Annotated in this window: 10 protein-coding genes and 1 riboswitch; of the genes, 7 read left to right on the top strand and 3 right to left on the bottom strand. The window is 70.0% G+C overall.

Annotated features, from left to right (window positions below; translation table 11 throughout):
• Positions 1 to 35: 35 nt before the first annotated feature.
• Positions 36 to 1,079, top strand: coding sequence for an SWIM zinc finger family protein (locus ACUZ2Y_RS06980; RefSeq protein WP_476328085.1), 1,044 nt, complete (start codon positions 36 to 38; stop codon positions 1,077 to 1,079).
• A 36-nt stretch (positions 1,080 to 1,115) separates the two neighbouring features.
• On the opposite strand, the gene cobJ is transcribed toward ACUZ2Y_RS06980, so the two are convergent.
• The 3 genes from cobJ to ACUZ2Y_RS06965 are packed head-to-tail and all read right to left on the bottom strand — an operon-like array spanning position 1,116 to position 4,311.
• Positions 1,116 to 2,624: a precorrin-3B C(17)-methyltransferase gene (cobJ, locus tag ACUZ2Y_RS06975; protein WP_476328083.1), complete on the bottom strand. Its 1,509-nt coding sequence runs from the start codon at positions 2,622 to 2,624 to the stop codon at positions 1,116 to 1,118.
• Entirely contained in the window at positions 2,621 to 3,244 is a 624-nt protein-coding gene (locus ACUZ2Y_RS06970; protein WP_476328081.1) for a precorrin-8X methylmutase, read from the bottom strand. Before ACUZ2Y_RS06970 ends, cobJ begins: the two co-directional genes overlap by 4 nt.
• Positions 3,241 to 4,311: a precorrin-3B synthase gene (locus ACUZ2Y_RS06965; protein ID WP_476328079.1), complete on the bottom strand. Its 1,071-nt coding sequence runs from the start codon at positions 4,309 to 4,311 to the stop codon at positions 3,241 to 3,243. Before ACUZ2Y_RS06965 ends, ACUZ2Y_RS06970 begins: the two co-directional genes overlap by 4 nt.
• 15 nt (positions 4,312 to 4,326) lie before the next feature.
• Positions 4,327 to 4,446: riboswitch (cobalamin riboswitch) on the top strand.
• Positions 4,447 to 4,474: 28 nt separating this feature from the next.
• Here ACUZ2Y_RS06965 and cobN point away from each other — a divergent pair.
• From cobN to ACUZ2Y_RS06935, 6 genes are all read left to right on the top strand, one after another.
• Positions 4,475 to 8,059, top strand: coding sequence for a cobaltochelatase subunit CobN (gene cobN, locus ACUZ2Y_RS06960; protein ID WP_476328077.1), 3,585 nt, complete (start codon positions 4,475 to 4,477; stop codon positions 8,057 to 8,059).
• 249 nt (positions 8,060 to 8,308) lie between these two features.
• Positions 8,309 to 9,187, top strand: a complete 879-nt coding sequence (gene dapA / locus ACUZ2Y_RS06955) for a 4-hydroxy-tetrahydrodipicolinate synthase (RefSeq protein ID WP_476328075.1) — start codon at positions 8,309 to 8,311, stop codon at positions 9,185 to 9,187.
• 60 nt (positions 9,188 to 9,247) lie between these two features.
• Positions 9,248 to 9,754 (top strand): hemerythrin domain-containing protein, encoded by a 507-nt coding sequence (locus ACUZ2Y_RS06950; protein ID WP_476328073.1) that lies wholly within the window; start codon positions 9,248 to 9,250, stop codon positions 9,752 to 9,754.
• A gap of 13 nt (positions 9,755 to 9,767) precedes the next feature.
• The gene (locus ACUZ2Y_RS06945; protein WP_476328071.1) at positions 9,768 to 10,340 is read left to right on the top strand and encodes a DoxX family protein; all 573 of its coding nucleotides are present in this window, start codon (positions 9,768 to 9,770) and stop codon (positions 10,338 to 10,340) included.
• Positions 10,341 to 10,461: 121 nt separating this feature from the next.
• The gene (locus tag ACUZ2Y_RS06940) at positions 10,462 to 13,011 is read left to right on the top strand and encodes a bifunctional FO biosynthesis protein CofGH (protein ID WP_476331622.1); all 2,550 of its coding nucleotides are present in this window, start codon (positions 10,462 to 10,464) and stop codon (positions 13,009 to 13,011) included.
• A gap of 163 nt (positions 13,012 to 13,174) precedes the next feature.
• Entirely contained in the window at positions 13,175 to 13,957 is a 783-nt protein-coding gene (locus tag ACUZ2Y_RS06935) for a DeoR/GlpR family DNA-binding transcription regulator (protein WP_476328069.1), read from the top strand.
• Positions 13,958 to 13,959 lie beyond the last annotated feature (2 nt).

Genomic DNA, 13,959 nt, shown 5'->3' with positions numbered 1-13,959 from the left:
CGCGCACTTGGTGGGGGCGTGCGTGGATCAAGGCCATGGAGGACTCGGCGCTGGACGAAACGCAGCTGCGGCAGGGGCGCAAGTACGCGTACACGGGGTATGTCGGGTCGATCACGGTGAGCCCCGGTCGGCTCGCGGCGACTGTGCGCGATTACGAGGACGACACGTCGTATCAGACCGTCATGCGGCTGGAACCGTTGTCCGATGCGGAATGGCGGCGTTTTCTCGATCAGGTCGCGGTGAAGGCTGGTCATATCGCTGCTCTTCTTGATCGCGACATGCCTGCTGAGTTGGTGGATGCCGCGGGCGATGCCGGGGTGCGGTTGCTGCCGGACATCGGTGATCTTGATCCGGAGTGTTCGTGTCCGGGGTGGGAGATGCCTTGTCGGCACGCGGCTGCGCTGGCGTATCAGGTGTCGTGGCTGTTGGACGCTGATCCGTTTGTGCTGCTTTTGCTGCGTGGCAAGGATGAGGCTGAGCTTCTGGGCGATCTCCATGGTCGCTCCGCTCCGCCTGCCACGGAGTTGGCTACTGAGGTGTTCGCGCGCTCGCCGGTGGGGCTGCCGGAACTGCCGCCTGTGCCTGAGGGGCGGCCGACCGTGCTGTCGGTTCCGCCCGCCGAGGGCGTCGATCCGGAAGCCTTGGAGCTGCTCGCTGCCGACGCTGCTGCACGGGCCCGCGAGATGCTGACCGACGAGGTCTCCGACCTGGCCCGCAGACCGGACGCGATCCGTTACGCGGCAACATATCCGGTGGCTGAGGCCCGGCTGCGGCCGATGGTCGACGGTCTCGACCGGGCGGTCGCGGCCTGGCGCAACGGTGGGGAGCAAGGGCTGCGGGTGCTGGAGACCACCTGGCAGCCGCCTACCACCCACCGTGCCCGCGCCGACGACGCGCTGGCCTCGGTCGCGGAAGGCGAGGTCACCGTCGAGCGCAACCACTGGACGATGGGCGACCTGCAACTGCGGCTGGGTCGGGACAACCGGTGGTACCCGTACCGCGACCAGGGCGGTGAATGGTGGCCGGCGGCGCCGCCGCAACCGGACGTCACGGCGGCACTCATCACCGTCCTCGCCTGACTGTGGGTCGCGCCTCCTGGGGCGCGACCCGCAGCGTCAGCCGGGATAGGTGCGCGGGGTGAAGACGGCCTGGGTGCCGTCGCCTCGGTTGACCACTCGGGTCTGGGACGAGCCGATCAGCAGGAGACAGCGCATGTCCACCGTGGTGGGGTCGAGGTCAGCCAGCCGAACGACGCGCACCGACTCCTCTGGGCCGCCGACGTCACGGCCGATGACGACCGGGGTGTCGGGCTTGCGGTGCCTGAGGAGCAGGTCACGTGCTTCGCCGAGTTGCCAGGTCCTCGACTTCGACGCCGGGTTGTAGATCGCGATCACCAGGTCGGCCGCCGCCACCGCGTCGAGCCGTTTGGTGATGACGTCCCATGGCTTCAGCCGATCGGACAGTGAGATCGTGCAGAAGTCGTGTCCTAGCGGCGCTCCCACGCGGCTGGCCACGGCTTGGGCGGCGGTGAGGCCAGGGAGGATTCGCACTGGCACGTCGGTCCACTGTGGATCGCTTGCCACCTCAAGGACCGCCGCCGCCATGGCGAACACGCCAGGGTCGCCTGACGACACGACCGCCACGCGCCTGCCGCGCTTGGCCAGGTCCAAGGCGAACGCGGCGCGCTCGGCCTCGACCTGGTTGTCGGAGGCGTGCCTGCGTTGGCGGGGGTTCGGTGGGACGCGGTCGAGGTAGGTGATGTAGCCGACCAAGTCGTCAGCGGTGGCCAACGCGTCTTGGGCTTCGGGGGTCAGCCATGGCCTGCCTGCCGGGCCAGTGCCGACCACTACGACCTCGCCGACCGACTCTGTCGACACCGAGGGGGTGGTGTGGCAGGCGACCCCATCGTTGATCGGGCTCGGGAGCAGCGCCAAGGAGAAGTACGGGACCGTGGCCGGGTCCACTTCGGACAGAGGCATGCTGCGGCCCTGGTCCCAGGTCGCCCGCTCCACATACAGCGCGCGGTCGAGTTTGCCCGCCGCCTCGAAAGCGGCGCGGACCTTGCCGAAGGTGCGGCCCAGCTTCATCACCGCGGCCGAGTCCGTGGCCGCGAGGTGCCGGGCGAGATCCTCTTCGGGCAGCGTTCCGGGAAGCACGGTCAGGACTTCCTCGCCCTCGACGAGTGGTCGGCCCAGCACCGCCGCCGCCGCGCTCACCGATGTGACACCAGGGACGACCTCGGTCGTGTACCGGTCGCACAGTCGCTTGTGCATGTGCATGTACGAGCCGTAGAACAGCGGGTCGCCCTCCGCCAGGACCACCACATCGCGCCCGGCGTCGAGGTGCACTGCCAGCCGGGCGGCGCTCTGTTCGTAGAACTCGGCCATCGCGCCGGCGTAGCCGCCCGGGTGGTCCGTGGTCTCGACGGTCAGCGGGTAGACCAGCTGTTCCTCGATCTGCCCTTCCCGCAAGTACTTCGCGGCCACACCACGCGCGATGGACTTGCCGTGGCGGGCGCTGTGGTAGGCGATCACGTGGGCTTCGCCGATCAGTCGCGCGGCCTTGACCGTCATCAGTTCCGGGTCGCCGGGGCCGAGGCCGACGCCGTACAGGGTGCCCGTCATTCTTGCTCACTCGCGATCGCGTTGATCGCGGCCACGGCCATGGCGCTGCCGCCCCGCCGCCCGCGAACCACCAGGTACGGCACGCTTCCGTGCGCCGCCAATGCTTCCTTCGACTCCGCCGCCCCGATGAAGCCCACCGGCAGGCCGAGCACGGCGGCGGGCTTGCCCGCGCCCTCGTCGATCATCTCCAGCAGGCGGAACAGCGCGGTCGGGGCGTTGCCGATCGCCACCACCGAGCCCTCGAGTTTGTCGCGCCACAGTTCCATCGCCGCCGCGCTGCGCGTGTTGTCCAAAGTGGACGCCAGGTCGGGGACGGTCGGGTCCGACAGCGTGCAGATGATCTCGTTGTCCGCGGGCAACCGCTTGCGCGTGACACCCGAGGCGACCATGTGCGCGTCGCACAGGACTGGGGCGCCGTCGAGCAGGGCCGTGCGGGCGGCTCGGACGACGTCGGGGGAGTAGGCGATGTCGCTCACCAAGTCGACCATGCCGCAGGCGTGGATCATGCGGACCGCGACGCGGGCCACGTCCTCGGGCAGCCGGGCGAGATCCGCCTCGGCCCGGATCGTGGCGAACGAGCGGCGGTAGATCTCCGCGCCGTCCCGGATGTAGTCGATCAAGGTTCCTGCCTTCCAGACACCTGGTAGCCGCTCTCGGTGGCCACCACGTCGATCACTTCGCCCGCGGGTCGTCCGCAGCGCCGAGCGCAGCCGGACCAGTGCGCGGGTCGGTCAAGGGGCCGAGCGTCCGCACGGACGTCGGCCAGGGATTTGGCACAGCCGGGCCGCCCGGTGCACGCGGTGACCCCGATCCACGGCGAAGCCGGGTCGGTGATCAAGCCGGGCACGTCGGGCTCCGGACCGGCGACCACCAGACCGCGCCACGGTGTCACCACGACGTCACAGCCAAGCGCCAGGGCCTGCTCGGAGGTCAACCGGCCCAAGGGGACCGCGACACCGAACCCGGCCGTGCCGTCGGCGAACTCCACCGGCCCGACCGGGCCGACGGCACCGGGAACGCCCGGCTCGACCCGCTCAGCGGCCATCGGGAACCGTGCGGCGATCACGCTCGCGTCCAACTCGGAGATCCGCCACTGCTCATCCCGCAGCTCCAGGAACGCGGCGGCACAGGCCAGCATCGTCGAGACCACGTCGGACCGCGGCACCCGGACGCCGTGGTCCACTCCGCCGAGCAGGATCGCGACCGACGCGCCGACCGGCAGGGCGGCGACATCCGCGCCCAGCCACGCCACGTCGCCGCGACCGTCGTCGAAGACGAACAGGAACCGGCCGGGCAGCTCCGCCAACTGCGGCGCCGCACACAACGCGGCGTCCAGCTCCGCGGCCAAACCAGGGTCGCCCAGCGGCGAAGACATGATGTTGCGCACTTTCTCGTGCGTCAGCGAGGGCAGCAGGCCCACTTCGGCCAGCCGCGCACCCAGCTCGACCTCCGCGCCCTCGGCCAGTCCACGCACCTGGAGGTTCGCCCGGGAGGTCAACTCCAACACCCCGTCGCCCAGGTCAGCCGACGCTTCCGCAACGGCCCTGAGCTGCGCGAATGTCAGCCTTCCGCCCGGAATCCGCACCCGTGCCAGGCCGCCGTCAGCGGCCCGGTGGACGTCGAGCGCACCCGGGCAGGCATCGGCACCCGAGCGACTGCGCCTGATTCCAGACTGGGAGGTTTGCACCGACCGAATATAGGGTGAGCCAGTCACTGCGATGGCAAGTGGAGGAAGCCGGTGTGAATCCGGCGCGGTCCCGCCACTGTCACCGGGGAATCGCTTCCCCGGAAAGCCAGGAACTCCCGTCATCGCGACCACGACCCGGGGCGCGGACCCCAGGAAGGGCCTCATGATCCTGCTCTTGTCGACCTCCGACACCGACCTGCTCTCCGCGCGCGCAAGCGGCGCCGACTACCGGCTTGGCAACCCCGCCCGCCTCGGCGTGGACGACCTGCCCGCCCTGCTCGACGGCGTCGACGTGGTCATCGTCCGCCTCCTCGGCGGCCGCCGAGCCTGGGAGGAAGGCCTCGACGCGCTGCTCGCCGCACCCCGCCCGGTTGTCGTCCTCGGCGGTGAGGCGGCGCCCGACGCGGAGCTGATGGAGTGCTCGACCGCGCCCGTCGGCGTGGTCGCGGAGGCGCACAGCTACCTCGCGCACGGCGGCGGCGACAACCTCCGCGAGCTCTTCCACTTCCTGTCCGACACCCTGCTGCTCACCGGCAACGGCTTCGCCAAGCCGGTCGAGCTGGCCACCTGGGGTCCGCTGGAGCGTGAGCCGCGCCGCACCGAGGGGCCGAAGATCGGCATCCTCTACTACCGCGCCCACCACATCGCCGGGAACACCGCGTTCGTCGAGGCGCTGTCGTGCGCCGTCGAGGACGCGGGCGGCCAGGCCGTCCCGGTCTACTGCGCCTCCCTGCGCACCGCCTCCGAAGACCTCCTCGCACTGCTGGGCACGGTCGACGCCCTCGTCGTCACCGTGCTCGCGGCAGGCGGCACTCGCCCCGCGGACGCCGGCGCGGGCGGCGACGACGGCGCGTGGGACGTCGGCGCGCTGGCTGCCCTTGACATCCCGATCCTGCAGGGCCTGTGCCTGACGTCGAGCCGCTCCACCTGGGAGGAGAGCGACGACGGCCTGTCCCCGCTCGACACCGCGACCCAGGTCGCCGTGCCCGAGTTCGACGGCCGGATCATCACCGTCCCGTTCTCCTTCAAGGAACTGGACAAGGACGGTCTGTCGGTCTACGTCGCCGACCCTGAGCGCGCCGCCCGCGTGGCGGGCATCGCGGTCAAGCACGCGACGCTGCGCCATGTCCCGGCCGCCGAGCGCAAGATCGCGCTGATGCTGTCGGCGTACCCGACCAAGCACGCCCGCATCGGCAACGCCGTCGGCCTCGACACCCCGGCCAGCGCGATCGCCCTGCTCAACGCCATGAAGGAAGCAGGCTACGACGTCGGCGACCTGCCCGGCGTCTCGGCGGGCGACGGCGACGCGCTGATCCACGCGCTCATCGAGGCCGGCGGCCAGGACCCGAACTGGCTCACCGAGAAGCAGCTCTCCGGCAACCCCGTCCGCATCTCCGCCGGCGAGTACCGCACCTGGTACGAGACGCTGCCCGAGGACCTGCGCGCGTCGATGGAGGAGCACTGGGGCCCGGCTCCGGGCACGCTGTTCGTCGACCACTCCAACGACCCCGAGGGCGAGATCGTCCTCGCCGCGCTGCAGGCGAACAACGTCGTGCTGATCGTGCAGCCGCCGCGCGGTTTCGGCGAGAACCCGGTCGCGATCTACCACGACCCGGACCTGCCGCCGAGCCACCACTACCTGGCCGCGTACCGCTGGGTCGCGGGCAGCTTCGGCGCGCACGCGATGATCCACCTCGGCAAGCACGGCAACCTGGAATGGCTGCCCGGCAAGAACCTCGGCATGTCCGCGTCCTGCGGGACCGACGCCGCGCTCGGCGACATGCCGCTGATCTACCCGTTCCTGGTCAACGACCCGGGCGAGGGCACCCAGGCCAAGCGCCGCGCCCACGCCACCCTGGTCGACCACCTGGTCCCGCCGATGGCCCGCGCGGAAAGCTATGGGGACACCGCCCGCCTGGAGCAACTGCTCGACGAGCACTCCAACATCGCCGCGATGGACCCGGCGAAGCTGCCCGCGATCCGCGCCCAGATCTGGACGCTGATCCAGGCCGCCAAGCTCGACCACGACCTCGGCCTGGAAGACCGCCCGCACGACGCCGAGTTCGACGACTTCCTGCTGCACGTCGACGGCTGGCTGTGCGAGATCAAGGACGTCCAAATCCGCGACGGCCTGCACACCCTCGGCCTCGCCCCGACCGGCGCCGCCCGGGTCAACTTGGTCAACTCGATGCTCCGCGCCCGCCAGATGTGGGGCGGCAAGGCGTCCGCGCTCCCCGGCCTGCGTGAGGCGCTCGGGCTCTCGGAGGACGGTTCGGAGACGCGGACCAAGGTCGACGAGATCGACGCGCTCGCTTTGGCCCTGGTGGAGTCGATGGAGACCCACGACTGGTCGATCGACGCGGCAGCCCAGGTCACCCGCGAGGTGCTCGGGACTGAGAATGAAGCCGTCACCGAGGTCCTGACCTTCGCCGCACTGGAAGTCGTTCCCCGACTGGCGAAGACGACCGACGAGATCGACCACATCCTGCACGCCCTCGACGGCGGCTATGTCCCCGCGGGCCCAAGTGGTTCACCGCTGCGTGGCCTGATCAACGTGCTGCCCACCGGCCGCAACTTCTATTCTGTGGACCCGAAAGCGATCCCGAGCAGGCTCGCCTGGGAGACCGGCTCGGCCATGGCGGAGTCCCTTGTGGACCGCTACAAGACCGACACCGGCGAATTCCCGCGCTCGGTCGGCCTGTCGGTGTGGGGCACGTCCGCCATGCGCACGGCGGGCGACGACATCGCCGAAGTGTTGGCGCTCATGGGCGTCCGCCCGGTCTGGGACGAGGCGTCCCGTCGGGTCAGCGGCCTGGAAGTCATCTCCCTGGAGGAGCTGGGCCGCCCGCGCATCGACGTCACCGTCCGCATCTCCGGCTTCTTCCGCGACGCTTTCCCGCATGTCGTCTACCTCCTCGACGACGCCGTGCGCCTGGTGGCGGCCCTGGAAGAGTCCGAAGAGGACAACTACGTCCGCGCACATGTCTTGGCGGACAACACAAAAGACGAACGTCGGGCCACCACCCGCATCTTCGGCTCCAAGCCCGGCGCCTACGGCGCGGGCCTGCTGCCCCTGATCGACAGCCACAACTGGCGCGACGACTCCGACCTCGCCGAGGTCTACGCCGTCTGGGGCGGCTTCGCCTACGGCCGAGACCTCGACGGCGCCCCCGCCCGCGAGGACATGGAATCGGCCTATAAGCGCATTGCGGTGGCCGCCAAGAATGTCGACAGCCGCGAACACGACATCGCCGACTCCGACGACTACTACCAGTATCACGGCGGCATGATCGCCACCGTCCGCGCGCTCACCGGCAAGGCCCCCGCCGCCTACATCGGTGACAGCACAAGGCCGGAGTCGGTCCGCACCCGTTCACTGGAGGAGGAGACCAACCGAGTCTTCCGCTCCAGGGTGGTCAACCCCCGCTGGATCGAAGCGATGCGCCGCCACGGCTACAAGGGCGCTTTCGAACTGGCGGCAACCGTCGACTACCTCTTCGGCTACGACGCCACCACCGGCGTGGTCGCCGACTGGATGTACGACAAGCTGGCGCAGACCTACGCCCTGGACCCGGAGAACCGCAAGTTCCTCACCGAGTCGAACCCGTGGGCCCTGCACGGCATCGCGGAGCGACTGCTGGAGGCAGCGGAGCGCAAGATGTGGGCCGACCCGGACCCGGCGACTCTGCAGCAGCTCCAGGAGCTATACCTGCAGGTAGAGGGCGACATCGAGGCGGGATCCGAGTAACGGCATAGATCATGGTGACGGATTCGGCCCGAGACGCGGAATCAGACGGGCCGATCCCAACCCTGAAGGTGACGGCCCGACCCGCCGTCAGCAGAACCCAAGGGCAGCACCGAACTGCCTGTTTGGGTGGAGTGGTTTCTTCGTAGGGGCCCCAAAGAAACCACTCCACCCAAACAGGCACCCCCGCTAACGACCCTGTGAAGCAACGCGAACTGGTGCCCGAGACAGCAAAGCACCAGTCTCGGAGACATGAACCTCACCGGCATCTTCGTCCCCCTAATCACCCCGTTCACCGCCAACGACCAGGTCGACCAAGACTCCCTGGCCAGGCTCGCCCACGAGGTGATCACCGACGGAGCCACCGGTCTGGTCGCCCTGGGAACCACCGCCGAGGCGGCCACCCTCGAACCCCACGAACGCGCCCAGGTCATCGAAGTCTGCGCGGATGTCGCCCGACAACACCACGTCCCCCTGATCGTCGGCGCCGGAGGCAGCGGCACCGCAGCCGCCGTGAGAGCCATCAACGAACTCCCAGAGGTCGCAGCCGCCCTCGCCCTCGTCCCACCCTTCACCCGCCCCACCGAGGAAGGCGTGATCGAGCACTTCCGCGTCCTCGCGAAGAGCAGCCCCGTACCCCTGATCGTCTACAACGTCCCCTACCGCACAGGCCTCACCCTGTCCGCCGACACCGTCCTGCGCATAGCCGAGATCCCGGGAATCATCGGCACCAAGCACAGCGTCGGCGCGATCGACGCCGCCACAATCGCGATCCTCGCTCACCGCCCAGAAGGCTTCGCCGTGCTCGCGGGCGACGACGTCCTCGCCGGGCCGCTGCTCGCCCTCGGCGCCGAAGGCGGCATCCTCGCCGCAGCCCACGTCCGCACCGCCGCCTACGCCGAACTGGCCGACGCCTGGGCCAAGGGTGACGTCGACCGGGCCCGCGCCCTGGGCCACCGATTGGCTGATCTCTCCGCCGCCCTGTTCGCCGAGCCCAACCCCGCGGTGATCAAGGCGGTCCTGCACGACCAGGGCCGAATCGCCACCCCGGCGGTGCGGCTGCCGCACCTTCGAGCCTCAGCCGCCGCGCTCGCGTCGGCGAGCGAGTGCCTCGCCCTCGCCCTACGGTGACTGACGGTTGACCCGCGTCCCGCGCGGGTACCCCGACATCGAGATGGCGAAGGGATTGAGATGACCGACGACGTGATCGAACTGATCCTCGCTGACCACCGGCTCTTCGAGGACTTGTTCCGGGACCTGCGGGACGACACGAACGACCGGGCGAAGGTGCTGGCTGAGCTGTCCACGCGACTGGTCGCGCACGCCGAGGCCGAAGAGGCCGAGGTCTACCCGGCGCTGCGGAAGTTCAAGAAGGTCGACGCCGAAGAGGTCGAGCACGGCGCGGAGGAACACGCCGAGGGCCACCAGGCGCTGCTGGCCCTCATGGAGATCGAGGACACCTCCTCCGACAACTGGGAAGACCACCTGCAGAAGCTGGTCGAGGCGGTCAACCACCACCTCGACGAGGAGGAGCGGACGATCCTCAACGACGCCCGCGAGTCCGTGCCCGACGAGCGGCGCGTCGAACTCGGGACGAAGTTCGTGGAGGCCCGCGAGGAGCGCATCGCCGCGGGGTGTGGGGACCTGGACTACGTCCGCGAACTGGCGGAGCGCACCGAGGACCGGATCGACGAGTGAGAGGACGAGAACGATGATCTTGCGCAGGCTGGCCCGACCGATGCTCGCCGCGATCTTCATCTCCGGCGGGATCGAGGCGTTGCGCAACCCGGCGGCACACGCGGAGGCAGCTAAGCCGGTGCTGGACACCATGCTCGGCGCCGCGGGCGACCGGCTGCCCGCCCAGGTGCCGACCGACCCGCAGACCCTGGTGAAGATCGACGCCGCGGTCAAGGTCGGCGCGGGGGTGGCGCTCGCGCTGGGCAAGTTCCCCAGGGCCGCGTCGCTGCTGCTCGCGGGGAGCCTGGTGCCCACCACCATCGCCACCCACCGGTTCTGGGACGAGAAGGACAGCGCGGTCGCCACGAACCAGCGGGTCCACTTCATGAAGAACGTCGGGCTGCTCGGCGGCCTGCTGCTGGCCGTGGGCGACACCGAGGGCAAGCCGTCACTGGGCTGGCGGGCCCGGCGGGCCACCCGGCAGGTCAACAAGCGGGCCCATGAGCTCGGCGAATGGGCGCATGACACGGGTGAATCGGTGACCGAGACGGTCGCCGAGGCGCCGCGCAAGGCCCGCAAGGCGCTGGCAGGCGTGCTGCCTGGCTGAGGACTGAGGCGCGGGTCACGTCCGACTGCTCCTCGGGACGCGGGTTTTGTCCTGACCTCCTATTAGGTTGGGACAAAGTCCCGTGGAGGTGTCCGTGATCCGTGTGCCCGCCGAGTCCGCCCTGCGTCGTGCCCTGCGTCGAGCGCGCGACGGTGTCACGCTCGACCAGGTCGAAGCCGAGGTGCTGTTGCACGCTCGCGGCGAGCACCTCGAAGACCTGTTCGACACCGCCTCCCGCATCCGCGACGCGGGCTTGGCGGCGGCCGGGCGGCCCGGGGTCATCACGTACTCCCGCAAGGTCTTCATCCCGCTGACCCGGCTGTGCCGCGACCGCTGCCACTACTGCACGTTCGCCACGGTCCCGCACCGCCTGCCCGCGCCGTTCCTGAGCCCCGACGAGGTCCTCGAGATCGCCCGCGCGGGTGCGGCGATGGGCTGCAAGGAAGCACTGTTCACTCTCGGCGACCGGCCGGAGGACCGCTGGGACGCCGCCGCCGACTGGCTGGAGGCCGCCGGCTACCCCGACACGCTGTCCTACGTCCGCGCGATGGCCATCCGGGTGCTGGAGGAGACCGGCCTGCTGCCGCACCTCAACCCCGGCGTGCTGAGCTGGACCGATCTGCAGCGGCTCAAGCCGGTCGCGCCGTCGATGGGCATGATGCTGGAGACGACGTCGGAGAAGCTGTGGGCCGAGCCCGGTGGGCCGCACTATGGCTCGCCGGACAAGGAGCCCGCGGTCCGGCTGCGGGTGCTGGAGGACGCGGGCCGCTCGGCGGTGCCGTTCACCACCGGAGTGCTCATCGGCATCGGCGAGACCTTGGCCGACCGGGTCGAGTCGCTGTTCGCGATCCGCGGTGTGTCGCGGCGCTACGGCGGCATCCAGGAAGTCATCGTGCAGAACTTCCGCGCGAAGCCGGACACGGCGATGCGCGGCATGCCGGACGCGGAGGCCGAGGAACTGGCCGCGACCGTGGCCGTCGCCCGGGTCATCCTCGGGCCGAAGGCGCGCATCCAGGCCCCGCCGAACCTCATCGGCGGCGAGTTCGAGCTGCTGGTGCGCGCCGGAATCGACGATTGGGGCGGCGTCTCGCCGCTCACCCCGGACCACGTCAACCCCGAACGCCCCTGGCCGCACATCGACGAGCTGGCGTCGCGGACCGCGGCGGCCGGGTTCCGGCTGGCCGAGCGGCTGACGATCTACCCCGAGTACCTCCGCCGCGGCGAGCCGTGGCTCGACCCGAGGCTGTCCGCGCACGTGGCGGCGCTGGCCGACCCGGAGACCGGGATGGCCGTCGAGTCGGCGCCGCTGGTCGGCAGGCCATGGCAGGAGCCGGAGGTCTCGCTCGCCGAGTCCGGCCGCACCGACCTGCACACGTCGATCGACACCGAGGGCCGCACGAGCGACCGCCGCGACGACTTCGACTCCGTCTACGGCGACTGGGACGAGCTGCGCGGCCAGGTCACGCAGCGGCCGGCCGCCCTCTTATCCGACGGAGTCGTGCGCCCGGAGTTTTTACAGGCATTGCGGCACGCGGAGAAAGACCCGAGCGGACTGTCCGACGCGGACTCGCTGACCCTGCTGTCGGCCGGTGCGGGCGCGGAGATCGAGGCCCTGGCCGAACTGGCCGACGGCCTGCGCCGCGACGCCGTGGGCGACGTGGTCACCTACGTGGTCACACGCAACATCAACTTCACCAACGTCTGCTACACCGGCTGCCGGTTCTGCGCGTTCGCCCAGCGCCGCACCGACGCCGACGCCTACACGCTGTCGCTGGACCAGGTCGGGCAGCGCGCCGAGCAGGCGTGGTCGGTCGGCGCCACCGAGGTCTGCATGCAGGGCGGCATCCACCCCGACCTGCCCGGCACCGCGTACTTCGACATCGCCGCCGAGGTCAAGCGCCGCGCGCCGGGGCTGCACGTGCACGCGTTCTCGCCGATGGAGGTCGTCAACGGCGCCAGCCGCACCGACCTGTCTATCCGCGACTGGCTGACCGCGGCGCGCGAGGCGGGCGTCGACTCGCTGCCCGGCACGGCGGCGGAAATCCTCGACGACGAGGTCCGGTGGGTGCTCACCAAGGGCAAGCTGCCGACCGCCACCTGGCTTGAGGTGGTGACGACCGCGCACGACCTGGGCATCCCCACGACGTCGACGATGATGTACGGCCACGTCGACAAGCCCGAGCACTGGGTCGCGCACCTCAAGCTGCTCGCCCGCACCCAGGAACGCACGGGCGGGTTCAGCGAGTTCGTCCTGCTCCCGTTCGTCCACACCAACGCGCCGCTGTACCTGGCGGGCATCGCCCGGCCAGGCCCCACGCACCTGGAGAACCGTGCGGTGCACGCGCTGGCGCGGATCTTGCTGCACGGGCGGATCGCCAACATCCAGACCAGCTGGGTCAAGCTCGGCGACAGCGGCGTCGTCGACGTGCTCCGCGGCGGGGTGAACGACCTGGGCGGCACCCTGATGGAGGAGACCATCAGCCGCATGGCGGGCAGCGACAACGGCAGCTACAAGACGATCGCCGACCTGGAGGCCCTGGCCACTGCGGCCGGCCGCCCATCACGGCAACGGACCACCACCTACGGCGTCGTGCCCGATGAACGCCTCGCGACGGCCCGCACGCACGACGGCGTGTGGAAACCCACCCTGCTGCCGCTGCTGGGGCCCTGACCAGGGACGTTCGGAGTTGTCGGTAAATGACAGAATACCTGCGTGTTCCCGCACGCGCGTTGAGGTGTTTCGGTCGTTGAATACCGCTCTACAAGGCGATACCTTGCGACACCGCGCATGATCGAAGGGGCGCGGAGGGTCCGGAGGATCGCGGAGGCTTGTGGTGGATCGATACGAACGCTTGAGCGCTTTGCTCGACATGCTCGGCCAGAGCGGCAAGGTGGACGTCGAAGACCTGGCCCGGGACCTCGACGTCTCCGCGGCCACCATCCGCCGCGACCTCGACCACCTGGCTGAGCAGCAGCTGCTGACCCGCACGCGCGGGGGAGCGGTCGCGAACAACGTGGCCTACGACCTGCCGCTGCGCTACAAGACCGCCCGCCACGCCTCGGAGAAGGAGCGCATCGGCAAGGCCGCGGCGGCGCTGGTGTCACGAGGTGCGGTCATCGGCCTCAACGGCGGCACCACGACCACCGAGATCGGCCGTGCGCTGGCCATCCGCCCGGACTTCGCCCAGTCGGATGAACCGGGCGTCACGGTGGTGACCAACGCGCTCAACATCGCCAACGAGCTGGCGGTCCGGCCGCATGTGAAGATCGTGGTGACCGGGGGAGTGGCCCGGCCCCAGTCGTTCGAACTGAGCGGCCCGCTTGCCACCCGCATCCTCGACGAGATCACTTTGGACATCATCTTCCTGGGCGTCGATGCGGTGGACCCTCTTCGCGGTGCTTATGCGCATCATGAGGGTGAGGCCAGCATCAACCGGCTGATGACGCAGCGGGCGCGGCAGGTCGTGTGCATCGCGGACAGCTCGAAGCTGGGGAAGCATGCCTTCGCGCAGATCTGCCCGACGTCGGCGATCAACATCCTGATCACCGACTCGGATGCTTCTGCGGAGACTGTTGCCGCCTTTGAGGCTGAGGGCGTGGACGTTCGCATCGTCTGATC

Source organism: Actinokineospora sp. UV203 (assembly GCF_056323665.1).
Note: the sequence above shows the minus strand (reverse complement) of the source record. Positions and strands in the feature narration are given on the sequence as shown.

What these genes read in the sequence shown, in the direction of transcription:
- cobN (WP_476328077.1), top strand. Translation starts at nt 4,475, where the DNA reads ATGATCCTGCTCTTGTCGACCTCCGACACCGACCTGCTCTCCGCGCGC.
- ACUZ2Y_RS06950 (WP_476328073.1), top strand. Translation starts at nt 9,248, where the DNA reads ATGACCGACGACGTGATCGAACTGATCCTCGCTGACCACCGGCTCTTC.
- ACUZ2Y_RS06980 (WP_476328085.1), top strand. Translation starts at nt 36, where the DNA reads ATGGAGGACTCGGCGCTGGACGAAACGCAGCTGCGGCAGGGGCGCAAG.
- cobJ (WP_476328083.1), bottom strand. Translation starts at nt 2,624, where the DNA reads ATGACGGGCACCCTGTACGGCGTCGGCCTCGGCCCCGGCGACCCGGAA.
- dapA (WP_476328075.1), top strand. Translation starts at nt 8,309, where the DNA reads ATGAACCTCACCGGCATCTTCGTCCCCCTAATCACCCCGTTCACCGCC.
- ACUZ2Y_RS06945 (WP_476328071.1), top strand. Translation starts at nt 9,768, where the DNA reads ATGATCTTGCGCAGGCTGGCCCGACCGATGCTCGCCGCGATCTTCATC.